Genomic DNA, 22318 nt, shown 5'->3' on the forward strand with positions numbered 1-22318 from the left:
CGATGGCTTCGGTCAACGGCTTTCGAGCAGCGGCATCGGTCAACGGCTGGGCAAGGGCGGTCAACGGCGCCTGAAGGCCTATGGGGGACGCGGAACATGAGCCAGGACGGCGCACAGGGCCGGTTTGCGGGGCGGGCGCTCGCCGGTGGCCGCTATCAGCTGCGCGACTTGCTCGGCGAGGGCGGCATGGCCTCGGTGCACCTCGCCTACGACTCCGTGCTCGACCGCCAGGTCGCGATCAAGACACTCCACACCGAACTGGGCCGCGAGCAGGCCTTCCGCGAGCGCTTCCGCCGCGAGGCCCAGGCCGTGGCCAAGCTCACGCACACCAACATCGTCTCGGTCTTCGACACCGGCGAGGACACCCTCGAGGGGATGACGACGCCGTACATCGTCATGGAGTACGTCGAGGGCCGCCCGCTCGGCTCCGTGCTCGACGAGGACGTACGGCAGTTCGGCGCGATGCCCGCCGACAAGGCCCTGAAGATCACCGCGGACGTGCTCGCCGCGCTGGAGATCAGCCACGAGATGGGCCTGGTCCACCGGGACATCAAGCCGGGCAACGTGATGATGACCAAGCGCGGCGTCGTCAAGGTGATGGACTTCGGCATCGCCCGCGCCATGCAGTCCGGTGTGACGTCCATGACGCAGACCGGCATGGTCGTCGGCACCCCGCAGTACCTGTCGCCGGAGCAGGCGCTCGGCCGGGGCGTGGACGCGCGCTCCGACCTCTACTCGGTCGGCATCATGCTGTTCCAACTGGTCACCGGGCGGCTGCCGTTCGACGCGGACTCGCCGCTGGCGATCGCGTACGCGCATGTGCAGGAGGAGCCGGTCGCGCCCTCCTCGGTCAACCGCGCGCTTCCGCCGGCCGTGGACGCGCTGGTCGCCCGTGCCCTGCGGAAGAACCCGAACGAGCGCTTCCCGACGGCCGTGTCCATGCGTGACGAATGCCTGCGGGTGGCGGCGTCCTTCCAGGCGGCCCCGCCGAGCATCGTCCCCGGCGCCCGGACGTCGAGCGGCGCGGGCGTCGGCTCAGCGGTGTTCCCGCCGGTCGACCAGTCGACCCCGGCGCCCACGGGGCCCGTGCAGACGCCGTACCAGCCGACGCCGAACCCGTACAGCACCCCGTCGCCCGCACCCGCGTACGGCTACCCGCAGCAGGGCGGCTACCAGACGCCGAATCCGGCCCCGTACACCCCGCAGACGCCTCCGCCGTACAACATCACCCCGCAGACCGCCGTCTCGTCGCCCCCGGGCGGCGGGAAGAGCAACAAGCCGGTCGTCATCGGCTCGGCCGTCGTCGCGGTCGCCGCGGTCGGCGCGCTGATCGCGGCCCTGATGATGAACGGGGACAACACCGGCAACGAGGGCGGCAGCGGCGGATCGAGCCAGTCGGCGTCGGCGTCCGCCACCAAGGCGGCGGGCTACCGGGGCCCCGACACGTCGAAGACGATCGACTCGACCGAGTGCAGCGAGCCGCAGGAGTCGTACAACGACCCCGACAAGATCCGGATCCCTGACTTCAAGTTCAAGTACATCGCGTCGGTCAAGGAGTGCTTCCAGGCCGCGGGATGGAAGATGAAGATCAAGGACTACGAGGAGAACACGTACGGCGAGGGCGCCGTCATGGACCAGTTCCCCTCCGCCGGCACGGACGTCGACCCGAAGGACATGCCGGAGATCGAACTCAGCGTGTCGACGGGCAACCCGCCGTCCTGATCCGCAGGTCGTCGGCAAAGCTGTCAGAAAGGGGCCCGGCGCCGGCGCCGGGCCCCTTTTGCACCCCGCCGCTTACAGGTACGGACCGCCCGAACGGCCGCCCGGGCGCTGCTCCTCGGAGCCATCGTGGCCCACACCCGGCGGGAGGGCGCGGCGCATCTGCTCCAACTGGGCACGCGCGGCCATCTGCTGGGCGAACAGCGTGGTCTGGATGCCGTGGAACAGGCCCTCCAGCCAGCCGACCAACTGGGCCTGCGCGATACGCAGTTCGGCGTCGCTAGGCGTCGCCTCGTCATTGAACGGCAGGGAGAGCCGCTCCAGCTCCGCCACGAGCTCCGGCGCCAGACCGTCCTCCAGCTCCTTCACCGAGCTGGCGTGGATCTCCTTGAGCCGGGCCCGGCTCGCCTCGTCGAGGGGAGCGGCGCGCACCTCCTCGAGGAGCTGCTTGATCATGCTGCCGATCCGCATGACCTTGGCCGGCTGCTCGACCTGCTCCGTCAGCGGGGTCTCGTGGGAGTCCTCGTCTGGTTCGATGCCGGCGAGTGCCATGCCGTCCTGGCCCACGACCAGGATCTTCTGGGCGTTCTCCGGCGATCTGTCGTTCCTCGGCATCTCCATGCCGCCATTCTCTCGCACGCGTACACCTCATCACCGTGGTGCCCCCGGTGGAGGGTGATCCACCGTGCACGAGGACCGGGTTCGCGTCACGTCTCCTCGTCCGGCTCATGCGACTCGTCCGGCTCGTCCGGGCTTCCCCCGCGGGTGAGGCGCAGCAGCCGGACCTCGCACAGGTCCAGCCAGCGCACCTCGGCCTCCGCGTGGCAGACCAGCTGCTCCAGGACGAGCAGCCGGGTGATCTCGTCCGGGTGCTCCGGCACCTCGGCGAGCAGCCGCGCACGCTGCCGTACGTAGGTGTGCAGCGCCTCCGCCACATGCCGGCGCTGGGTCTCCACGACCTCCCGTACGTCCACGCCGGCCGCGTGGACCGCCATCACCAGCTTGATCGCCAACTCGTCACGCGGCGGGGTCGCCCGCTCCACGGGCCGTGTGAACCATGCCCGCAGCTCGGCCCGGCCCGGCTCCGTCAACGCGTACAGCACCCGTCCCGCCTCGTCCACGCCTTGCTGCACGACCATTCCGTCCCGTTCCAGCCGCGCGAGGGTCGTGTAGACCTGGCCGATGTTCAGCGGCCAGGTCGCGGCGGTACGCGCCTCGAAGTCGGTGCGCAGCCGGGAGCCGTAGCGGGGGCCGCGCTCCAGGAGCGCCAGCAGCCCGTGTCGTATCGACATAACCGGATTGTGCAGTGGGATCGCCTTCTCGGCGGAGTATGCAATGCCGGGATTGTTATCTCATGTGAAGCTTGTGACGTCTTTCTTCCTCGGCGACCGGGCTCCGAAAGGGGGTCACCGGTGTGACTCCATGGCGGCGAGCGGTGTGCATGACGGGGGTGGTGGTGCTGTCGGCGTTCGGGGGCGTCGCGTCGTACAGCAGCCTTGCGCCGTACGGGAGCGTTTCGACGCACGGCAGCGTTTCGGCGTACGCCGCATCGGCGTCCGTCACTCCCTCCGCCTCCGCATCCGACGACGGACCGAACCGCGCCGGAAGCCGGGCGGGTGAAGGTCGGCAGCGGCCGGGACGGGACGACGAGGAGGGGAGCGACTTCACCGATACCGACGCTCCCGCCGACGACACCGATACAGGCACCGACGATTCCACCGTCGTACCCGAACCGCCCGGCGAGGCCGGTCTCGTGCCCTCCGCGCCGCCCGAGCCCATGCAGCATGCCGCCTCGCAGGAGGAGCAGCCCGCCGTACGGGTCCTGCGGATCCTGCCGCTCGGCAGCGGGCTGCTCCTCATCGGCCTGGGCCTCGGAACCGCCTTCCTCGCCCTGCGTCTGCGGCGTGGCTAGGGCCCTTCTGATGGATCTCCGTGGGAGAGGGAGCGGCGTCTGCTGCGTGCGCTCGGCGTGCGGCGTGGAGGGTCATGTGACGGAGCCACCTGTCCCTTCGCGCCGCACGCCGAGCGTGCGTGCCGGGCGTCGCGACGCCGCGGAGATCCGTCAGAAGAGGCCTTAGGGCTTCGCGACCAGCAGGACCTTGCCGACGTGGCCGCTGTCCTCCACGACCCGGTGGGCGGCGGGGGCGTCGCTCATCGGGAGTTCGCGGTCGACGACCGGGCGGACGTGGCCTGCGGCGATCAGGGGCCAGACGTGTTCGCGTACGGCCGCCACGATGGCCGCCTTCTCGCCGAGCGGGCGCGCCCGCAGCGAGGTCGCGCTGATCGCGGCGCGCTTGCCCAGCAGCGCGGCGATGTTCAGCTCGCCCTTGATGCCGCCCTGCATGCCGATGATCGCGAGGCGGCCGTTGACGGCGAGGGTCTGGACGTTGCGGTCCAGGTACTTGGCGCCCATGTTGTCGAGGATGACGTCCGCACCCGCCCCGTCGGTGGCCTTCCTGACCTCGGCCACGAAGTCCTGCTCCCGGTAGTTGATCAGGATGTCGGCACCCAGTTCGGCGCACCGCTCCAGCTTCTCCTCGGTGCCCGCCGTGACGGCGACCTTCGCACCGACGGCCTTGGCCAGCTGGATCGCCATGGTGCCGATACCGCTGGAGCCGCCGTGGACGAGCAGCGTCTCGCCCGGCCGCAGGTGGGCGACCATGAAGACGTTCGACCAGACCGTGCACACCACCTCGGGCAGCGCCGCGGCCTGCCTGAGGCCGACGCCCTCGGGCACGGGCAGCAACTGGCCGGCCGGCACGGCGACCTTCTCGGCGTAGCCGCCGCCCGCGAGCAGCGCGCACACCTCGTCGCCGACGGCCCAGCCGGAGACGCCCGGGCCGAGTTCGGCGATGCGCCCGGAGACCTCGAGGCCGGGGTAGGGGGACGTGCCGGGCGGCGGGTCGTAGAAGCCCTGACGCTGCAGGATGTCGGCACGGTTGACCGCGCCCGCCACCACCTCGACCAGGACCTCGCCCTCACCGGCCACCGGGTCGGGGACCTCGTCCCACACCAGCGCCTCGGGCCCACCAGGTTCGGGAATCGTGATCGCATGCATGGGCAGGACGCTACTCCTCCCCCCCGAATCGGGATTCCCCGGGAAATTCACGTGCGCCGACCGATGAGTTCGCGCGACGGTAAAGGTCTCCCCATGCGTAACCCATGTACGCGGAAGGACACCCCACCATGAGCCAGCACACCGCCGGCCTGGCCATCGAGACCGCGGGCCTGGTGAAGACGTTCGGCGACACCAGGGCCGTCGACGGAGTCGACCTGGCCGTGCCGACCGGCACGGTCTACGGCGTCCTCGGCCCGAACGGCGCCGGCAAGACCACCACCGTGAAGATGCTCGCCACGCTGCTCAGGCCCGACGGAGGCGAGGCCCATGTCTTCGGCCACGACGTCGTCCGGGAGGCCGACGAGGTACGCGGGCGCGTGAGCCTCACCGGCCAGTACGCCTCCGTCGACGAGGACCTCACCGGCACCGAGAACCTGGTCCTGCTCGGCCGTCTCCTCGGCCACGGCAAGAAGGCCGCCCGGCAGCGGTCCGGCCGGCTGCTGGAGGCCTTCGGCCTGAGCGAGGCGGCCGGGAAGCAGGTCAAGCACTACTCCGGCGGTATGCGGCGGCGCATCGACATCGCCGCGTCCATCCTCAACACGCCCGACCTGCTCTTCCTCGATGAGCCGACGACCGGTCTGGACCCGCGCAGCCGCAACCAGGTGTGGGACATCGTGCGGGCCGTGGTCGCCCAGGGCACGACGGTGCTGCTGACCACGCAGTACCTCGACGAGGCCGACCAGTTGGCCTCCCGGATCGCCGTCATCGACCACGGCCGGGTGATCGCCGAGGGCACCAAGGGCGAGCTGAAGGCGTCCGTCGGCGCCGGAACCGTACATCTGCGGCTGCGGGACGCCGAGCAGCGGCCCCTCGCCGCGGAGGTGCTGCGCCGGACGCTCGACGCCCATGTGCAGCCGGAGCCCGATCCGGTCGCGCTGACCGCGCGCGTGGGTGCGGCCGCGAGCGGAGCCGCCGCCGAGCAGGCCGCCCGGGCGCTCGGGGAACTGGCCCGGGCCGGCGTCACCGTCGACAACTTCTCGCTCGGCCAGCCCAGCCTCGACGAGGTGTTCCTCGCCCTCACCGGACACGACACGCACGACGCCCGCGAAGACGCTCCCGACGCGAACAACGAGGTGATGGCATGAGCACCGCGACGACGACCGAGACCCATGACCTCGCCCCCGTCAGCACCGAGTCGCTGGCCGAACTGCTGATCGCCAAGGAGCGGCCGCCCCGACCCAGCGCGTGGTCGGCCTGTCTGACCTACGGCTGGCGCGCGATGCTCAAGATCAAGCATGTGCCGGAGCAGCTCTTCGACGTCACCGCGTTCCCGATCATGATGGTGCTGATGTACACCTATCTGTTCGGGGGCGCCCTGGCCGGCTCCCCGGGCGAGTACATCCAGTTCCTGCTGCCGGGCATCCTCGTGATGTCGGTCGTGATGATCACGATGTACACCGGCGTCTCGGTCAACACCGACATCGAGAAGGGCGTCTTCGACCGGTTCCGCTCGCTGCCCGTCTGGCGGCCGGCGACGATGGTCGGCTATCTGCTCGGCGACGCCCTGCGGTACACGATCGCGTCCGTCGTGATGCTCACCGTCGGGCTCATCCTCGGTTACCGCCCGGACGGCGGCGTCCTGGGCGTGCTTGCCGGGATCGCCCTGCTGGTGGTGTTCTCGTTCGCGTTCTCGTGGATCTGGACCATGTTCGGCCTGCTGCTGCGCACCGAGAAGTCGGTGATGGGCGTCAGCATGATGGTGATCTTCCCGCTCACCTTCCTGTCCAACGTCTTCGTGGACCCGAGGACCATGCCGGGCTGGCTGCAGGCGTTCGTCAACAACAGCCCGATCACCCATCTGTCGTCCGCGGTGCGGGGACTGATGGCGGGCGACTGGCCGGCCGCCGAGGTCGCCTGGTCGCTGGGGTGGGCGGGCCTGTTCGTGCTGGTCTTCGGGCCGGTCACGATGCGGCTGTACAACCGCAAGTAGCGCTCGGTCCGCCCCTTCCCGGGGCGGACCCGACGTTTCACGTGAAACAGACCCCGATTCCGGCGCTCGCCCACGGCAGGTCGAGGAGTTCCGTCTCCTGACCGGGGCGGGCGCCGCCCGGTGGTACGACCGCGAGGGCGTCGGCCGCCGCGATGCCGCGCAGCATCGCCGGGCCGTTGTAGTGCAGGGGAACGGCACGGTCGCCGCGCAGGACGACAGGGACGAGCCGGGTGTCGTGCGGGTGCCCGTGCGCCCCGTCCTGGAGGGGCAGTGTGTACGGCTCCGGGGCAGGGTGTGCGGCGAGCGTGCGCAGCAGGGGTTCGGCGAGCGTCAGCAGGCCGGAGACGGCCGCGAGGGGGTTGCCGGGCAGGCCGACGAGGTGCTGGTTCTCCTTGATGCGGGCCAGCAGCATGGGGTGGCCGGGGCGGACGTCGGCCCCGTTCACGAGGAGCTCGGCTCCGATCCGCCGCAGGGTGGGGTGCACATGGTCGACGGGACCCGCGGCGGTGCCGCCGGTGGTGACGATCAGGTCGGCGTCGGAGGCGGTGATCGCCTTGCGGAGCGCCTTGGCGTCGTCGCCCAGCCTGCGGACACCGGTGACCTCGGCGCCCAGCGCGCGCAGCCAGGGCGGGAGCATCGGACCGAGCGCGTCCCGGATGAGCCCATCGTGCGGCAGACCCTCGGTGAGCAGCTCGTCGCCGAGGACGAGTACTTCGGTGCGGGGGCGGGGAACGGCGGTGAGGGTGTCGTACCCGGCGGCCGCGGCGAGACCGAGCACGGCCGGTGTGACCAGGGTGCCCACGGGGAGGAGCTGGTCACCGCTGCGGCATTCCTGGCCCCGCGGGCGGATGTCCTGGCCGTGTGCGACTTCGCGGGCGGCGTGCAGACGGCCCTTGGCGTCGGTGCGTCCGTGCTCGCTGCGCAGGACCGCTGTGGTGTCCGGCGGGATCCGGGCGCCGGTGGCGATGCGGACGGCCTCGCCGTCCTCGAGGGCCCCCGGCCCAGCGTGCCCGGCCAGCACACCCGTGTCCCGTACGTCCCAGGGGCCGGGTCCGGCGACGGCCCACCCGTCCATCGCCGAGGTGTCGAAGGAGGGCAGGTCGGTCAGGGCGGTGAGGGGGGCGGCCAACACGAGACCGAGGGCGTCGTCGAGGGGCACGGAGACGGGGGCACGACGGGAGCCGGCACGGGCGGCGCGTGCGGCGATCGCCCGGGCCTCGGGCCACGCGGTGCCCGGATGGCGGCCGCCGTGGGAGGTGCCCTGCGCGGCGGGTGCGTGCGCCGGTCGTGCGGAGCCGTTGCCGTCCTTCACGAGGGCCAGCACCTCCTCGACGTCGAGGTCCTCGGCGTCCTGGTCGTCCCGGACACCAGGGGCGCTCATCCGGCGTCCGGGCGCTTGTCGGGCGTGGCATCGGGAGCCACATCGGGCTCGGCGTCGCCGGGCCCGGCGGACTCGGCCCCGCCCGACTCGTCCGCCCAGCGCAGCGCCAGGGCCGCGGCCTTGCGGGTGGCCTCGGCGACGGCCTGAGGCCCTCCCTGCGCCTGGGCGGCCGCGTAGCCGACAAGGAAGGTGGTCAGCGGCGCGGCGGGCCGTGCCACGCCGTGGGCGGCGTCCCGGGCGAGATCGAGCAGCGCCTTGGTGTCGACGTCCAGGTCGATGCCCAGCTCGTCCTTGACTGCGGAAATCCATTCATCCAACACGTGCCCATGCTCCCTGATCCGTGTCCTGGCTGTGGCGATGTCGTCCCAGGTGTCGCAGTCGAAGGACGCGACGGGGTCCGGAACGCGCATGAGGCGAAGCCCCGCGGTCAGCCGGCGCAGGGGCAGCCCCGTGAGGCCGCCGTCCGCGGCGGAGCCGCTGGTGGACGCGGCATGGCTGAGGGCCGCGAGTCCGCGACGCAGTGCGGGTGCGCGATACGCGGCGACGAGCGGCTGGTCGCGGCCGTCGGCGTCGGTGAGCAGCACACCGTCGGCGTCGGCGCTCGCGCGCAGGGCGGTGCTCAGCCGCCGTACCGTGTCCGCTTCGAGAAACGGCAGGTCGGCGGAGAGGACGACGACCACCTCGGCCGTGGTGCGGCGCAGCCCGGCGTCGAGCGCGGCGACCGGTCCCGCGCCGGGCGGCTCCTCGCGCGCCCACAGCACGGGCCGGGCGGTGGGGCGAGGGTCGGCGACGACCACGGTGGTGCGCGCTTCGGCGCAGGCACCGAGCACCCGGTCGAGCAGGGCACGCCCGCCCACCCACAGCCCGGGCTTGTCCGCGCCGCCGAGCCGCCGCGCGGCGCCGCCGGCGAGCACGACGGCGTCGTACACGGCGGCGTCGGGGCCGGCGGCTCCGGGGGGCTCGTACGAGGTCACCCCACGAGTATGCGTGCCGTCACGATCACGGGGAACGGCGCCCGGTCACAGGGTGCGCAGCAGCACCGCGGGCTGTTCCACGCAGTCCGCCACGTACCGCAGGAAGCCGCCCGCCGTGCCGCCGTCGCACACCCGGTGGTCGAAGGTGAGCGAGAGCTGCACGACCTGCCGCACCGCCAGTTCGCCTTCGTGCACCCACGGCTTGGGGACGATACGGCCGACGCCGAGCATGGCCGCCTCGGGGTGGTTGATGATCGGTGTGGAGCCGTCGACGCCGAACACCCCGTAGTTGTTCAGCGTGAACGTGCCGCCGGTGAGATCCGCGGGAGTGAGGGTGCCCGCGTGGGCGGCCTCGGTCAGCCTGGCGAACTCTGCGGTCAGCGACTCGGCGTTGCGCGCGTGCGCGTCCCGTACGACGGGGACGACGAGCCCCCGATCGGTCTGGGCGGCGAAACCGAGGTGGACGTGATCCAGCCGTACGACCTCCCTGGCCTCCATGTCGACCATGGAGTTCAGCTCGGGGAACCGGGCGAGGGCCGCCGTGCAGATACGGGCGAGAAGGGCGAGCAGGGAGATCTTCGGTCCTCCCGCTGCGGGGGTCTGGGGGTGTCCCCCGGAAAAACGCTGCATGACGGCCCGCGCGCGCATGAGCTCCGTGGCGTCGGCGTCCACCCAGCAGGTCGCGTCCGGAATCTCGCGGCGGCTGCGGGAGAGCTTGTCGGCGACGGCACCCCGGACACCCTTGAGCGGGATGCGGGTGCCGCCGGGGGCGGCTGCGGCAGGGGCGGCGGCCGGTGCGGGTACCGGTGCCGCCACGTGCTCGTGGGGCGCCGTCGACGGCTGGGCCGCCCTTCCCTGCGCGGCGGCGGCCCGCAACGCGTACTCCACGTCCGCCCGCAGAATCAGTCCGTCGGGGCCGGAGCCCGTCAACTCCCGCAGATCGAGGCCGTTCTCGCGGGCGAGCCTGCGCACGAGCGGGGAGATCACCGGCACGGGGCCCTCGGCGCCGAGGCCGTTCGCGGCAGGCACGTCGGGCGCCGTGGGAGCAGCCGTGGGCGCCGTGGGAGCAGCCGTGGGCGCCGAAGCCGTCCGGGGCGTCGGCCCCGTCGGTGCTGCCGGCCGCACCCGCCGGCGTCGGGCCGGAGGCGCGCCCGTGCCGTAGCCCACGAGGACGTTGCCCGAGCTCTCGCCCGACGCCTCGGTGTCACCGCCGGAGGCCGGCGCGCCCACGGCCACCGTCAGCAGCGGGGCTCCGACGGGCAGTTCCGTGCCCTCCTCGCCGAAGCGGGCGGTGACGACACCGCCGTAGGGGCAGGGCACGTCGACCAGCGCCTTGGCCGTCTCGACCTCGACGACCGGCTGGTCGACGGCGACGACGTCGCCGACCTGGACCAGCCAGCGGACGATCTCCGCCTCGGTGAGCCCCTCCCCGAGGTCGGGGAGCTTGAACTCCAGCACCTGTGCCATCAGCTCTCGGCCTCCCATTGCAGACGCGCCACGGCGTCCAGGATCCGGTCGACGCCGGGCAGGTGGTGGCGCTCCAGCATCGGCGGCGGGTACGGGACGTCGAACCCGGCCACACGCAGCACCGGTGCCTCCAGGTGGTGGAAGCAGCGCTCCGTGACCCGGGCCGCGATCTCCCCGCCCGGCCCGCCGAACCCACCCGACTCGTGCACGACGACCGCGCGCCCGGTCCGCCGCACCGAAGCGCCGACCGTCTCGTCGTCGAACGGCACCAGGGAGCGCAGGTCGACGACTTCGAGGTCCCAGCCCTCGGCCCGCGCGGCCTCGGCGGCTTCGAGGCAGACGGGCACGGACGGACCGTACGTGATCAGCGTGGCGCTCCGGCCGGGGCGCCGCACCACGGCACGGCCGATGGGTTCAACGTCCGTGGGGTGCTCCGGGTTCCAGGAGTCCTTCGACCAGTACAGGCGCTTGGGCTCCAGGAAGACGACCGGGTCGTCGGAGGCGATGGCGGCGCGCAGCAGCCCGTAGGCGTCGGCGACGGTCGCGGGCGTGACGACATGGAGCCCCGGAGTCGCCATGTAGTACGCCTCGGAGGAGTCGCTGTGGTGCTCCACACCGCCGATGCCGCCGCCGTAGGGGACGCGGATGGTGATCGGGAGCGGCATCGTGCCGCGCGTGCGGTTGCGCATGCGGGACACGTGCGAGATCAGCTGCTCGAACGCCGGGTAGGCGAACGCGTCGAACTGCATCTCCACGACCGGCCGCAGACCGTACATGGCCATGCCCACGGCCGTGCCCAGGATGCCCGCCTCGGCCAGCGGCGTGTCCGTGCAGCGGTCCTCGCCGAACTCCTTGGCGAGACCGTCGGTGACGCGGAAGACACCGCCGAGGGTGCCGACGTCCTCGCCCATGACGTGCACGCTCGGGTCGGCGGCCATGGCGTCGCGCAACGCGCGCGTGAGGGCCTGCGCCATGGTGGCCGGCTTCACGGCGACAGTGGTCATCGGGCCGTACCCTCCTCGACGCCGTGCTCGGCCTCCAGCTCGGCCCTCAACTGGGCGCGCTGCTCGAGCAGTTGCGGGGTGGGCTCGGCATACACATGGGCGAACAGATCCATGGGGTCGAGCACCGGGTCCTGGTTCATGCGCTCGCGCAGGTCGGCGGCCATGGCCTCCGCGGCCTGCCGCGCGGCCTGCTTGCCGTCCTCGTCGAGCAGCCCTCGCGCGGTCAGCTCGCGTTCCAGCAGCAGGATCGGGTCGTGTTCGCGCCAGGTCTCGATCTCGGCGTCGCCGCGGTAGCGGGTCGCGTCGTCGGCGTTGGTGTGCGCGTCGATGCGGTAGGTCACGGCCTCGATCAGCGTGGGACCGCCGCCCGCGCGTGCGCGGCGCACGGCGTCGGTGATCACCTCGTGCATCGCGGCCGCGTCGTTGCCGTCGACCAGCCGGCCCGGCATGCCGTATCCGACGGCCTTGTGGGCCAGGGAGGGGGCCGCGGTCTGCTTGGCGAGCGGGACGGAGATGGCGAAGCCGTTGTTCTGGACCAGGAAGACGACCGGGGCCTGCCAGACGGCGGCGAAGTTCAGCGCCTCGTGGAAGTCGCCCTCGCTGGTGCCGCCGTCGCCGACGATCGCCAGCGCGACCACGTCGTCGCCCTTGAGGCGGGCGGCGTGCGCCAGGCCGACGGCATGCGGCAGCTGGGTGGCGAGCGGGGTGCACAGGGGGGCGACGCGGTGCGCGTGGGGGTCGTAGCCGGTGTGCCAGTCACCGCGCAGGAGCGTGAGCGCCTCGACGGGGTCCACACCGCGGGCGACGGCGGCGAGCGTGTCGCGGTAGCTGGGGAAGAGCCAGTCCCGCTCCTCCAGGGCGAGTGCGGCGGCGACCTCGCAGGCCTCCTGACCGGTACTGGAGGGGTAGACGGCCAGTCGGCCCTGCTTGGTGAGCGCGGTGGCCTGCGCGTTGTAGCGGCGGCCGCGCACCAGCTCGGCGTACAGCCGGCGCAGCAGGGCCGGGTCGGCCTTCGCGGCCGCCTCCGTGCCGAGAACGCGGTAGGGCTCCGCGTCGGGCAGCAGGGGCGCGGGGTCGGTACGGGGCTGCCAGGCGGGCGGCGGCGTAGGCCGGTAAGCGCCCCGCTGCTCCATGACCGTCATGACGGCACCTCCTTGTGGGAGCTTCGGGAGGCGCTGCGGTGTGGTGCGCCTCACCTACCGATTGTTCGGTTCGCCGGCACATTTTGGCTACAGGCGCCTCAGCGCTGTGGACAAACGGTTCTCCACAACCTCCAATGAACGCAGTACGTCCATGGTAGAGAGGCGGGGGGACATGGCATCTGAACAAATGGCCGAGGGCCCGGAAGCCGACTCGGCCCTGCCGCCCTCCCGCCCGCTGGACGCCATTGATCAGGACATCCTGCGGATGCTGCAGGTGGACGGCAGGGCCTCGATACGGTCGGTCGCCGAACGGGTCCACGTCTCGCGCGCCAACGCCTACGCCCGGATCAACCGGCTCGTCGAGGACGGCGTCATCCGCGGTTTCGGCGCCCGCGTCGACCACGAACGCGCAGGCCAGGGCACCTCGGCGTACATCACGTTGAAGATCGTCCAGAACACCTGGCGCACGGTGCGCGAACAGCTCGTCCGGCTCCCCGGCGCCGCCCACATCGCGTTGGTGGGTGGCGACTTCGACGTACTGCTCCTGGTGCACACGCCCGACAACCGGGCGCTGCGCGAGCTGGTGCTCACCCGGCTCCAGGCGATCCCCGAGGTGCTCAGCACACGCACGCTGCTGGTGTTCGAGGAGGAGGACCTGGAACCGCAGGGGTGAGGCCTGCCCCGTCACCCGGACTGGCGCAGTCCTCCGAACACCAACTGCACCACCGCGTCCGCCACTTCGCGCTCGTTCATGCCGCGCCCGTCCGGCCGGTACCACTCGACGATCGAGTTGATCATTCCGAAGACCAGCCGGGTGGCGAGGCGCACCTCGACGTCGCCGCGCACGTCCCCCTCGGCGGCGGCCGCCTTCAGCAGCTCGGCCACCCGGTGGTCGAAGTCGCGGCGCCGCTCCAGGGCCCACCGCTCGGTGTCCGTGTTGCCGCGCACGCGCAGCAGCAGCGTCACGTACGGCAGTTCGGCGATGAGCACCTCGACCATGCGCCGCACGACGTACTCCAGGCGCTCGGCGGCATGCCCCACGCGCGCGTGCTCCTCCTCGAGGATCCCGAACAGGCCGTCCAGTGCCCGGCTCACCGCGCGCCGCAGCAGCTCCTCCTTGCCCGTGACGTGGTGGTAGATCGACGACTTGGAGATGCCGGCCGCCTTGGAGAGGTGCTCCATGGAGGTGCCGTCGTAGCCGCGATCGTTGAAGACCTGGACCGCGACGGACAGCAGTGTCTCCGGGGTGTAGGTGTCGCGCTTGGCGGTCGTCATGGGGTGCCCTCCCGCTTCTCGGTGGCGTACGCGTGGCGGTAGAGCGCGAGGGACGGCGCATAGCGGCCGGAGGGGTCGCGCTGGTGCAGGTCGTCGAGGAGGGCGCAGGCCCAGCCGCGGCCGAGCCTGCGACTCCACTCGAAGGGACCGAGCGGGTAGTTCACGCCCAGGCGCATCGCGGTGTCGATGTCCTCCTCCGTGGCCACGCCCTTGGCGACGGCGTCGTGCGCCAGGTCGACGATCCGCGCCACCGTGCGGGCGACGATCATGCCGGGGACGTCACCGATGACGCTGACGGCCTTGCCGAGCGCCTGGAAGAGGCCGGTGGCCTCGGCGAGGGTGTGCGGGGAGGTGTCCTGGGATGCGGACAGGGCTATCCGGGTGGCCCTGCGGTAGTCGAGGGCGAGGTCGAAGTAGACGACGTCCCGGAACTCGACCGAGGTCTGGCCGTCGGCGAGCGCCAACTGGCCGCCGCCGGGCAGCACCAGGCGGGTGCCGTGGTCCTCTTCCTCCTCGCGGACCTGGATGCCCGCCTCGCGGATCAGGGCGAGCAGTTCGGAGGCGGGGCCCAGGTCACCCTCGGCGACCACGTACGCGGGCGGCCGGGCCTGCTCCGCGGTGTGCGGCTCGGAGCGCTCGGCACCCTCACAGTAGTCGTACCAGCCCTGTCCGCTCTTGCGGCCGAGCCGCCCCGACTCCACCAGCCGCCGCTGGGCGAGCGACGGCGTGAAGCGCACGTCCTGGAAGAAGGACTGCCACACGGAGTGCGTGACGGACTCGTTGACGTCCTGCCCGATGAGGTCGGTCAGCTCGAAGGCGCCCATCCGGAAGCCGCCCGACTCACGCAGGACCGCGTCGATCGTGGCGGGGTCGGCGCCCTGGGCCTCGTACACCGCGAATGCCTCGCCGTAGAAGGGCCGCGCGATGCGGTTGACGATGAAGCCGGGGGTGTCGGCGCAGGCGACCGGGCTCTTCCCCCAGGCGCGGGCCGTCTCGTACGCGCGCGTGGCCGACGTGACGTCGGTGGCGAACCCGGAGACGACCTCGACCAGCGGCAGCAGCGGGGCGGGGTTGAAGAAGTGCAGGCCCACGAATCGGCCGGGGTTGCGCAGGACGCCGCCGATGGCGGTCACCGACAGCGACGAGGTGTTGGTGGCGAGCAGGCAGTCCTCGGCGACGATGCCCTCCAGCTCGCGCAGCAGCTCCTGTTTGACGTCCAGCCGCTCCAGGACGGCCTCGACGACCAGTGCGCAGTCCGCAAGGTCGGCGAGGCTCTCGGCGGGCGTGAGCCGGGCGCGTGCCGCGTCCCGGTCGGCCCCCGTGAGCCGGTCCTTCTCGACGAGCCGGTCGAGGCGTGCGCCGATCGCGGCCGCCGCTTCCCGGGCCCGCCCCGGGAGGGCGTCGTACAGCCGTACGGGATGGCCCGCCACCAGCGCGACCTGGGCGATGCCCTGGCCCATGGTGCCGGTGCCGACCACGGCCACGGGGCTGCTGAGGTCGAGTGCTGTCATGTGCGCGATCCTCCCGCACGGGGTTTTCCACAGATGCGGCAGGCCCCCTTGTCCCGACCGATCGTTCGGTTACTCTAACTCTGTCCACCCGTTCCTGCCCATGGTTCCGCCCAGGTCATGAGCTCAACGAAGAGTTTCTTGAAACGAGGAGTTGGTCCCGCATGGCCGCCGAACTGACCACGCACGACCTGATCGCCAAGCATCGGCCCACCCTCGACCAGGCGCTGGAAGCGATCCGTACACGCGCGTACTGGTCCCCGCACCCCGAGCATCCGAAGGCCTACGGCGAGAACGGCAGCCTGGACGCCGCGGCGGGCAGGGCCGCCTTCGACGCCCTTCTGGGCAACCGCCTCGACCTCGGCCAGCCCGGCACGGACGACTGGGTGGGCGGCGAGGTCTCGCCGTACGGCATCGAACTGGGCGTCGAGTACCCGCACGCGGACATCGACGTGCTGCTGCCCGCCATGAAGTCGGGGCAGCGGGAGTGGCGGGACGCGGGCGCGGAGATGCGCGCGGTGGTCTGTCTGGAGATCCTCAAGCGGATCAGCGACCGGACGCACGAGTTCGCGCACGCGGTCATGCACACCTCGGGCCAGGCCTTCATGATGGCGTTCCAGGCTGGCGGCCCGCACGCGCAGGACCGCGGCCTGGAGGCGGTGGCGTACGCGTACGTGGAGCAGGTCCGCACGCCCGACACGGCCGAGTGGACCAAGCCGCAGGGCAAGCGCGACCCGCTGGCGCTCACCAAGCAGTTCACGCCCGTCCCCAGGGGCATCGCACTTGTCATCGGCTGCAACACCTTCCCGACCTGGAACGGCTATCCGGGCCTCTTCGCGTCGCTGGCCACCGGCAACGCGGTCCTCGTCAAGCCCCACCCGCGCGCGGTGCTGCCGCTCGCGCTGACCGTGCAGGTCGCGCGCGAGGTGCTCGCCGAGGCCGGCTTCGACGCGAACCTGGTCGCGCTGGCCGCCGAGCGGCCCGGCGAGGGCATCGCCAAGACGCTCGCCATGCGCCCCGAGATCCGGATCATCGACTACACGGGTTCGACCGTGTTCGGCGACTGGCTGGAGGCCAACGCCCGCCAGGCGCAGGTCTACACGGAGAAGGCCGGCGTCAACACGGTGGTCGTGGAGTCGACGGGCAACTACAAGGGCATGCTGTCCAACCTGGCCTTCTCGCTGTCGCTGTACAGCGGCCAGATGTGCACCACCCCGCAGAACCTGCTGATCCCCCGCGACGGCATCCGCACCGACGAGGGTCCCAGGACCTTCGACGAGGTGGTCGCCGACCTCGCCCGCTCCGTCGACGGCCTCCTCGGCGACGACGCGCGCGCGAACGCCCTGCTCGGCGCCATCGTCAACCCCGACGTCAAGGCCCGTCTTGAGGCCGCTTCGGGACTCGGCGAAGTCGCCCTCGCCTCCCGGGAGGTCGCCAACCCGGAGTACCCGGACGCGGTGGTCCGCACTCCGGTGATCGTCAAGCTGGACGGCGCCAAGCCGGACGACGAGGCCGCCTACATGAGCGAGTGCTTCGGCCCCGTCTCCTTCGCCGTCGCGGTCGACTCGGCGACCCACGCGGTGGAGCTGCTGCGGCGGACGGTCCGCGAGAAGGGGGCGATGACGGTCGGCGCGTACACCACCGACGAGGAGGTCGAGCGGATCGTCCAGGAGGTCTGCCTCGAGGAGGCGGCCCAGCTGTCGCTGAACCTCACCGGCGGGGTGTACGTCAACCAGACCGCCGCCTTCTCCGACTTCCACGGCTCGGGCGGCAACCCGGCGGCCAACTCGGCACTCACGGACGGGGCGTTCGTGGCCAACCGCTTCCGGGTGATCGAGGTCCGCCGGGAGGCTTAGGGCCCGTCCGGCGGATCAAGTCGCAGGAAAGCAGCGGCATCTGATCAGCGCGGGTGAGCGGGGCCCGGTGCGTCCGGTTGCGGGGCGGAGGAGGGAGCCGACACGATGGGGGAGTCGGCGACCGACGACAACGCGGCAGATGGGCGTGCCAGGTCCCGCGTCTGCGGCATGATCCGCTGGGCATGCGGGCATGCACCTGCCGGTCGTCACCACGCTCCCTCAGGACGCCGGCGCGCCCCCGGTCGCGCTCCAGTGGTACAGCGTCATGGCCACGCTGGTCGCGAGGTTGTAGCTGGAGACCTGGGGGCGCATCGGCAGGGACAGCAAATGGTCGGCACGCGCGCGTAGTTCGGCCGAAAGGCCGCTGCGCTCCGAACCGAAGGCGAGGAGGGCGTCGTCCGGGAGCTTGACGCCCCGGATGTCGTCGCCCTCCGGGTCGAGCGCGAACACCGGCCCGGGCGGCAGCTCGTCGACGGCGAGCCGCTCCACGGCGGTCGCGAAGTGCAGGCCCGCCCCGCCGCGTACGACCGTCGGGTGCCAGGGGTCGAGGGTGCCGGTGGTGACGACACCGGTCGCACCGAATCCGGCGGCCAGGCGGATCACGGCACCCGCGTTGCCCAGGTTGCGCGGGTTGTCGAGGACCACGACGGGGGCCGAGCGGGGGATGTGCCGCAGCTTCTCCAGATGGGCCGCGCGTGAGGGACGTACGGCCAGTGCGGCCACCGCGGTGGGGTGCGGGCGCGGCACGAGGGACGTGTATGTCGCCTCCGGGATCTCGGCCAGGAGCGCGTCCAGCGTGTCCCGTACGTCGGGTGCCAGCTCGTCGGCCAGGGCGAGCGCGGCCCGCCGGTCGGCCGCGACCGCCACCGGCACCTCCGCCCCGAAGCGCACGGCGTGCTTGAGGGCGTGGAAGCCGTCGAGCAGTACACAGGTGCTGGCGAGCCGTCGCCAGGCGCTCACGGGATCGGGGGCGGTCATGCCGTGAAGCCTACGTGCGCGTGCTCGGAGTCCCCACGGGCGTGTGCCCGGCGTCCTCGGGGGCGCGCGGGGCGGGCAGCGGCGTACGGTCACCGCGCGATTGCAGCCGCCGAAGTGCCCGCCCACGCGCGCGTGCGGCCAGGTCGCCCAGACGGCGCAGGAACGGCGTGGGCAGGAAGACGGAGTCCGCGGCGATCATCGCCAGCGAGAAGAACGGCAGCCCGAGGACCACCGCGATCACGGCGTGCTCGGTCATCATCACCGCCAGCAGGACGTTCTTGACCCGCCGGTTGAACAGCGTGAACGGGAAGGCGACCTGCGCGGCCACCGTGCCGTAGGTCACGACCAGGACCATGGTGCCGCTGATCGTCAGCAGGTCGGCGAGGGCGGGCCAGGGCGTGAAGTAGTCGAGGTGCAGGGGGTAGTAGACCGCGGTGCCGTCCTGCCAGCGCGAACCCTGGATCTTGTACCAGCCTGCCGTGGCGTAGATCAGACACGCCTCGGCCATGATCACGAGCAGGGCGCCGTTGTGCATGATGTTGGCGATCACGTCGAGCAGGATCCGCGGTTCGGCGGTCTTCGCACGGCGCCCGACGAACCACCACAGACCCTGCGCCGCCCATGCGCCCCAAAGGATCGTCGGCAGCAGCCCGTGACCGCCGATGCCCGCCGCCAGGGCCAGCACGATGCCGACCGCCTTCGGCCGCCCGGAATCGTCGGCGTCCGTGAGCCAGTCCGCGCCGAGCTTCCCGGTCACGGTGGCGACGAGCAGGAGGAGGCCGAACACGGCCCACAGGACCGGGCCGACCCGGTCCGCCACCCGCTCCCCACGCGCGCGTGCCGTATCCGCGAGCCGCTCGCGCCGCGCGTCCAGCGACCACACCCGGCCGCAGCGCGTGAACAGGAGGTAGAGGGACATCAGATGCAGGACGTTGTCGCCGCCGTCGCCCATGAAGACGCTGCGGTTCTGCAGCGACAGCACGCCCACCATGAAAAGCACGGACATCGTGCGGGTGCGCCAGCCCAGCAGAAGCAGCAGGCTCGACAGGACGGCGAGGGCGTACACGGCCTCGAACCAGACCTGGCCGTCGGACCACATCAGGACCGTGAAGGCGCCGTTCGTCCCGATCAGCTGCTGGGCCAGGCCGAAGCTCCACGGGCCGTCGGGGCCGTACAGCTCCTGGCGGTGCGGGAACTCGCGCAGCAGGAACAGCAGCCAGGTGGCGCTGAGACCGATGCGGACCACCGCCGTCTGGTACGGCCCGAGGGCCGACTCGGTGACTCGGGCGATGCCGGCGGAGACCGACAGGGAGAACCGGTTCACTGCGCGCCTCCCCGGGCCTCGTCCGCCGGAACCGACCACCAGGACAGCAGGCGGTACACCGGCTTGAGCGATATCCGCTCCCCGCTCCAGTCGGGCGGGGGCACGCTGGTGGTGCGGGAGCGCACCTGTACCCGCTCGACGACGCCGCCCTCGCCGGCCGCGTCCAGCCGGTCGAGGCGCATCACCACGATGCGGCGCAGATACGTCTCCGACAGGGCGCCGCGCAGGCCCACCGGGCGGTTGTCGTTGCCGTGCGTCCCGGAGAAGAAGTCCCAGGCGCGGCGCAGTTCGTTCTGCTGGGTGTGGCTGGGCAGCAGATTGCCGTCTATGGCCCGGCCGTCCGCGGCGGACAGGTCGTACCAGCCGGTGGTGCGGATCTCTCCGTCCGCCGAGCGGACGTCGGCGCGGACCTCGACCGCGATGTTCTGCTGCAGCGGGTTCGGCGCGAACAGCTTCCAGTTCTGCTCGAACTCCGGATAGATCCAGTCGTCGATCGCCTTGCCGTGCTTCTTGGTGATCGTGTTCGACGGCGCGACGTGCAGAAACACCATGCCTATGTGCACACAGACGGTGATCGCGACGACCGCGAGCGCCAGGGCGGCGCCGATCTGGTAGCGGGGGGAGAGGGCGGCGACTCCGGTACGGGGTTGGGTCTGGGGCGCGCCAGGGGGCTGCACAGCCGCGGCGGACTCTGCGCCGACCCGGGCCTCGGGTGGGGTCGCGGGTGCGTCCGGCCCACGCGGGGCGTCCGCGCCCCCCTCGCTGGCCTCCGTTCCGCCGTGCGCTTCCATTCCGCCCCGTCTCCCCGATTCCGGTCCGTCGTCCGGCTGCCCGGCCGTGAGGCGCCGCACCGCCCCGGAGCACCGCCGTGCGGCGCTCGCACGGAACGGTACTCAGGCCCACCCGCCCGGCACAGCCCCCGCCGGTCCGGCACGGTACGCACCGCGGCCCGTTTGTCCACATCCGGGAGGTTGTCCACAGCACCGGCCCGCGGGTCGTCCACAGCGGGTGACACCTTACGACAGCCCCTCGCCCGAGCCGCCGCACACCGTTCCCTTCTTCTAGAACCTGTTCTATCTTGACGATCCGTCAGATCAGGCATCGGGCCGGTGTGCGTGTGGGAGGGCGGGACCGTGGACTTCACCTTCACCGAGGAGCAGCAGGCGGCGGCCGAGGCGGCACGGGGGGTGTTCGCCGGGGTCGCGCCCGACGGTGTCCCCAGCCCGGCGCTCACCAGGGGAGCCGTCGCCGACCACTTCGACCGTGCGCTGTGGGCCAGGCTCGCCGAGGCGGACCTGCTGAGCCTGCTGCTCGATGAGGAGGCCGGCGGGGCGGGCCTCGACCCCATCGCGCTGTGCCTGGTGCTGCGCGAGTCGGCGAAGGTGCTGGCCCGGGTGCCGCTGCTGGAGAACAGCGCGGCCGCCGCGGCCGTACAGGCCTACGGCGGCCCGGAGCTGAGGTCCTCGCTGCTCGCCCGGGCGGGCCGCGGCGAGGTCGTGCTGACCGTCGCCGCGCACGGCCGCACCGGCCACGACCCGGCTGAACTGGCCGTGACCGCACGGCAGGAAGGCGACGTGTGGGTGCTGGACGGGGTGCAGACCGCGGTGCCCTGGGCGTACGACGCCGACTTCGTCCTCGTACCCGCGCACACCGGCGACGACCGCAGCGTCCTCGCCCTGGTCGCCCGCGGCCACGACAGGGCCGAACTCGCCGAGCAGACGTCCACCAGCGGCGAGCGGCTCGGCGAGCTGCGGCTGGAGTCCGCGCGGGTCGCGGACCGGGACGTCATCGACGCCGACGGGGCGTGGGAGTGGCTGCGGGAGCTCCTGGCCACGGGGACGTGTGCGCTGGCGCTCGGGGTGGGTGAGCAGGTCCTGCGGATGACCGGGGAGTACACGAGCAAACGGGAGCAGTTCGGGCACCCCGTCGCCACCTTCCAGGCCGTCGCCGTGCAGGCCGCCGACCGTTACATCGACCTGCGAGCGATGGAGGCCACCCTGTGGCAGGCCGCGTGGCGGATCGGCTCCGGGACGCAGGGTGCGCTGCCCGCCTCCGGGGACGTGGCCGTCGCCAAGATCTGGGCGGCGGAGGGCGTACGGCGGACCGTGCAGACGGCACAGCATCTGCACGGCGGATTCGGCGCGGACGTCGACTACCCGCTGCACCGCTACCACGCCTGGGCCAAACACCTGGAGCTGTCGCTCGGCCCGGCCGCGGCACACGAGGAGGCGCTGGGGGACCTGCTCGCGGCTCACCCGCTGAGCTGAGGGCCGCGATGCTCGGTGCGCTCAGAGGACGTAGCCGGACTGGCCTTCGTCGGTCACCACGGGCCGGCCCGCTGCCGCCCACACCTGCATGCCCCCGTCCACGTTCACGGCGTCGATGCCCTGCTGGACGAGGTACATCGCGACCTGGGCCGAACGGCCGCCGGAACGGCAGATCACATGGACGCGGCCGTCCTGCGGCGCGGCCTCGGTCAGCTCGCCGTACCGGGCGACGAACTCACTGATGGGGATGTGCAGCGCCCCTTCGGCGTGACCCGCCTGCCACTCGTCGTCCTCACGGACGTCCAGCAGGAAGTCGTCGTCCTTGAGGTCCGTGACCTCGACCGTGGGCACACCAGCTCCAAAATGCATGCCTCC

General features: G+C 72.0%; 21 protein-coding genes. 7 read left to right on the top strand and 14 right to left on the bottom strand.

The features are described from left to right. Nucleotides 1-96: 96 nt before the first annotated feature. Nucleotides 97-1722: a protein kinase gene (locus ABZO29_RS22150; protein WP_367321929.1), complete on the top strand. Its 1626-nt coding sequence runs from the start codon at nt 97-99 to the stop codon at nt 1720-1722. Between the two features lie 72 nt (nt 1723-1794). Here the strand turns inward: ABZO29_RS22150 and ABZO29_RS22155 are convergent, their stop codons facing one another. Together ABZO29_RS22155 and ABZO29_RS22160 are read right to left on the bottom strand one after the other, a co-directional pair. After that, on the bottom strand, nt 1795-2340 hold the full coding sequence (locus tag ABZO29_RS22155; RefSeq protein ID WP_367321930.1) for a bacterial proteasome activator family protein: 546 nt from the start codon (nt 2338-2340) through the stop codon (nt 1795-1797). A gap of 86 nt (nt 2341-2426) precedes the next feature. Next, nucleotides 2427-3011, bottom strand: a complete 585-nt coding sequence (locus ABZO29_RS22160) for a PadR family transcriptional regulator (protein WP_367321931.1) — start codon at nt 3009-3011, stop codon at nt 2427-2429. Between the two features lie 149 nt (nt 3012-3160). Between ABZO29_RS22160 and ABZO29_RS22165 the strand changes: the two genes are divergently transcribed. After that, complete coding sequence (locus ABZO29_RS22165; protein ID WP_367321932.1) at nt 3161-3631, top strand: hypothetical protein; 471 nt, start codon at nt 3161-3163, stop codon at nt 3629-3631. A 162-nt stretch (nt 3632-3793) separates the two neighbouring features. Here the strand turns inward: ABZO29_RS22165 and ABZO29_RS22170 are convergent, their stop codons facing one another. Continuing rightward, nucleotides 3794-4777, bottom strand: coding sequence for an NAD(P)H-quinone oxidoreductase (locus tag ABZO29_RS22170; RefSeq protein WP_367321933.1), 984 nt, complete (start codon nt 4775-4777; stop codon nt 3794-3796). A gap of 128 nt (nt 4778-4905) precedes the next feature. On the opposite strand from ABZO29_RS22170, the gene ABZO29_RS22175 reads away from it, so the two are divergent. Further along, the gene (locus ABZO29_RS22175) at nt 4906-5922 is read left to right on the top strand and encodes an ATP-binding cassette domain-containing protein (RefSeq protein ID WP_367321934.1); all 1017 of its coding nucleotides are present in this window, start codon (nt 4906-4908) and stop codon (nt 5920-5922) included. Continuing rightward, on the top strand, nt 5919-6767 hold the full coding sequence (locus tag ABZO29_RS22180; protein ID WP_367321935.1) for an ABC transporter permease: 849 nt from the start codon (nt 5919-5921) through the stop codon (nt 6765-6767). Before ABZO29_RS22175 ends, ABZO29_RS22180 begins: the two co-directional genes overlap by 4 nt. A 37-nt stretch (nt 6768-6804) precedes the next feature. Here ABZO29_RS22180 and ABZO29_RS22185 read toward each other — a convergent pair whose 3' ends face one another. Genes ABZO29_RS22185 through pdhA form a run of 5 tightly spaced genes read right to left on the bottom strand, consistent with a single transcriptional unit; the run spans nt 6805 to nt 12735 of the window. Then, entirely contained in the window at nt 6805-8148 is a 1344-nt protein-coding gene (locus ABZO29_RS22185; protein ID WP_367321936.1) for a molybdopterin molybdotransferase MoeA, read from the bottom strand. Then, nucleotides 8145-9122, bottom strand: coding sequence for a DUF6457 domain-containing protein (locus ABZO29_RS22190; RefSeq protein WP_367321937.1), 978 nt, complete (start codon nt 9120-9122; stop codon nt 8145-8147). The genes ABZO29_RS22185 and ABZO29_RS22190 overlap by 4 nt, the downstream gene beginning before the upstream one ends. A gap of 45 nt (nt 9123-9167) precedes the next feature. Further along, nucleotides 9168-10589 (bottom strand): dihydrolipoamide acetyltransferase family protein, encoded by a 1422-nt coding sequence (locus tag ABZO29_RS22195; RefSeq protein WP_367321938.1) that lies wholly within the window; start codon nt 10587-10589, stop codon nt 9168-9170. After that, complete coding sequence (locus tag ABZO29_RS22200; RefSeq protein ID WP_367321939.1) at nt 10589-11593, bottom strand: alpha-ketoacid dehydrogenase subunit beta; 1005 nt, start codon at nt 11591-11593, stop codon at nt 10589-10591. The genes ABZO29_RS22195 and ABZO29_RS22200 overlap by 1 nt, the downstream gene beginning before the upstream one ends. Next, nucleotides 11590-12735: a pyruvate dehydrogenase (acetyl-transferring) E1 component subunit alpha gene (gene pdhA, locus ABZO29_RS22205; RefSeq protein WP_367321940.1), complete on the bottom strand. Its 1146-nt coding sequence runs from the start codon at nt 12733-12735 to the stop codon at nt 11590-11592. The genes ABZO29_RS22200 and pdhA overlap by 4 nt, the downstream gene beginning before the upstream one ends. Nucleotides 12736-12922: 187 nt before the next feature. Here pdhA and ABZO29_RS22210 point away from each other — a divergent pair, with 187 nt between their 5' ends. Then, entirely contained in the window at nt 12923-13408 is a 486-nt protein-coding gene (locus tag ABZO29_RS22210) for an Lrp/AsnC family transcriptional regulator (protein WP_367326196.1), read from the top strand. Between the two features lie 11 nt (nt 13409-13419). Here the strand turns inward: ABZO29_RS22210 and ABZO29_RS22215 are convergent, their stop codons facing one another. Both ABZO29_RS22215 and ABZO29_RS22220 read right to left on the bottom strand, forming a co-directional pair. After that, nucleotides 13420-14010, bottom strand: a complete 591-nt coding sequence (locus ABZO29_RS22215) for a TetR/AcrR family transcriptional regulator (protein ID WP_367321941.1) — start codon at nt 14008-14010, stop codon at nt 13420-13422. Next, entirely contained in the window at nt 14007-15521 is a 1515-nt protein-coding gene (locus tag ABZO29_RS22220) for a 3-hydroxyacyl-CoA dehydrogenase (protein ID WP_367321942.1), read from the bottom strand. Before ABZO29_RS22220 ends, ABZO29_RS22215 begins: the two co-directional genes overlap by 4 nt. A 161-nt stretch (nt 15522-15682) precedes the next feature. Between ABZO29_RS22220 and paaN the strand changes: the two genes are divergently transcribed. Continuing rightward, complete coding sequence (gene paaN / locus ABZO29_RS22225) at nt 15683-17374, top strand: phenylacetic acid degradation protein PaaN (protein WP_367321943.1); 1692 nt, start codon at nt 15683-15685, stop codon at nt 17372-17374. A 219-nt stretch (nt 17375-17593) separates the two neighbouring features. On the opposite strand, the gene ABZO29_RS22230 is transcribed toward paaN, so the two are convergent. The 3 genes from ABZO29_RS22230 to ABZO29_RS22240 are packed head-to-tail and all read right to left on the bottom strand — an operon-like array spanning nt 17594 to nt 20467. Beyond that, entirely contained in the window at nt 17594-18352 is a 759-nt protein-coding gene (locus ABZO29_RS22230) for a TrmH family RNA methyltransferase (protein ID WP_367321944.1), read from the bottom strand. 10 nt (nt 18353-18362) lie between these two features. Continuing rightward, nucleotides 18363-19676, bottom strand: a complete 1314-nt coding sequence (locus tag ABZO29_RS22235) for an HTTM domain-containing protein (RefSeq protein ID WP_367321945.1) — start codon at nt 19674-19676, stop codon at nt 18363-18365. Continuing rightward, the gene (locus ABZO29_RS22240) at nt 19673-20467 is read right to left on the bottom strand and encodes a DUF5819 family protein (RefSeq protein ID WP_367321946.1); all 795 of its coding nucleotides are present in this window, start codon (nt 20465-20467) and stop codon (nt 19673-19675) included. The genes ABZO29_RS22235 and ABZO29_RS22240 overlap by 4 nt, the downstream gene beginning before the upstream one ends. 342 nt (nt 20468-20809) lie before the next feature. Between ABZO29_RS22240 and ABZO29_RS22245 the strand changes: the two genes are divergently transcribed. Next, the gene (locus ABZO29_RS22245) at nt 20810-21943 is read left to right on the top strand and encodes an acyl-CoA dehydrogenase family protein (protein ID WP_367321947.1); all 1134 of its coding nucleotides are present in this window, start codon (nt 20810-20812) and stop codon (nt 21941-21943) included. A 21-nt stretch (nt 21944-21964) separates the two neighbouring features. Here the strand turns inward: ABZO29_RS22245 and ABZO29_RS22250 are convergent, their stop codons facing one another. Continuing rightward, complete coding sequence (locus tag ABZO29_RS22250; protein ID WP_367326197.1) at nt 21965-22294, bottom strand: rhodanese-like domain-containing protein; 330 nt, start codon at nt 22292-22294, stop codon at nt 21965-21967. Between the last annotated feature and the right edge of the window lie 24 nt (nt 22295-22318).

The organism is Streptomyces sp. HUAS ZL42, assembly GCF_040782645.1.
Classification (GTDB): Bacteria; Actinomycetota; Actinomycetes; order Streptomycetales; family Streptomycetaceae; genus Streptomyces.

Coding starts and splice junctions, on each gene's coding strand:
- ABZO29_RS22215 (WP_367321941.1), bottom strand. CDS start 14,010: ATGACGACCGCCAAGCGCGACACCTACACCCCGGAGACACTGCTGTCC.
- ABZO29_RS22200 (WP_367321939.1), bottom strand. CDS start 11,593: ATGACCACTGTCGCCGTGAAGCCGGCCACCATGGCGCAGGCCCTCACG.
- ABZO29_RS22185 (WP_367321936.1), bottom strand. CDS start 8,148: ATGAGCGCCCCTGGTGTCCGGGACGACCAGGACGCCGAGGACCTCGAC.
- ABZO29_RS22195 (WP_367321938.1), bottom strand. CDS start 10,589: ATGGCACAGGTGCTGGAGTTCAAGCTCCCCGACCTCGGGGAGGGGCTC.
- ABZO29_RS22160 (WP_367321931.1), bottom strand. CDS start 3,011: ATGTCGATACGACACGGGCTGCTGGCGCTCCTGGAGCGCGGCCCCCGC.
- ABZO29_RS22240 (WP_367321946.1), bottom strand. CDS start 20,467: ATGGAAGCGCACGGCGGAACGGAGGCCAGCGAGGGGGGCGCGGACGCC.
- ABZO29_RS22210 (WP_367326196.1), top strand. CDS start 12,923: ATGGCCGAGGGCCCGGAAGCCGACTCGGCCCTGCCGCCCTCCCGCCCG.
- ABZO29_RS22165 (WP_367321932.1), top strand. CDS start 3,161: ATGACGGGGGTGGTGGTGCTGTCGGCGTTCGGGGGCGTCGCGTCGTAC.
- ABZO29_RS22220 (WP_367321942.1), bottom strand. CDS start 15,521: ATGACAGCACTCGACCTCAGCAGCCCCGTGGCCGTGGTCGGCACCGGC.
- pdhA (WP_367321940.1), bottom strand. CDS start 12,735: ATGACGGTCATGGAGCAGCGGGGCGCTTACCGGCCTACGCCGCCGCCC.
- ABZO29_RS22180 (WP_367321935.1), top strand. CDS start 5,919: ATGAGCACCGCGACGACGACCGAGACCCATGACCTCGCCCCCGTCAGC.
- ABZO29_RS22170 (WP_367321933.1), bottom strand. CDS start 4,777: ATGCATGCGATCACGATTCCCGAACCTGGTGGGCCCGAGGCGCTGGTG.
- paaN (WP_367321943.1), top strand. CDS start 15,683: ATGGCCGCCGAACTGACCACGCACGACCTGATCGCCAAGCATCGGCCC.
- ABZO29_RS22230 (WP_367321944.1), bottom strand. CDS start 18,352: ATGACCGCCCCCGATCCCGTGAGCGCCTGGCGACGGCTCGCCAGCACC.
- ABZO29_RS22175 (WP_367321934.1), top strand. CDS start 4,906: ATGAGCCAGCACACCGCCGGCCTGGCCATCGAGACCGCGGGCCTGGTG.
- ABZO29_RS22150 (WP_367321929.1), top strand. CDS start 97: ATGAGCCAGGACGGCGCACAGGGCCGGTTTGCGGGGCGGGCGCTCGCC.
- ABZO29_RS22155 (WP_367321930.1), bottom strand. CDS start 2,340: ATGGAGATGCCGAGGAACGACAGATCGCCGGAGAACGCCCAGAAGATC.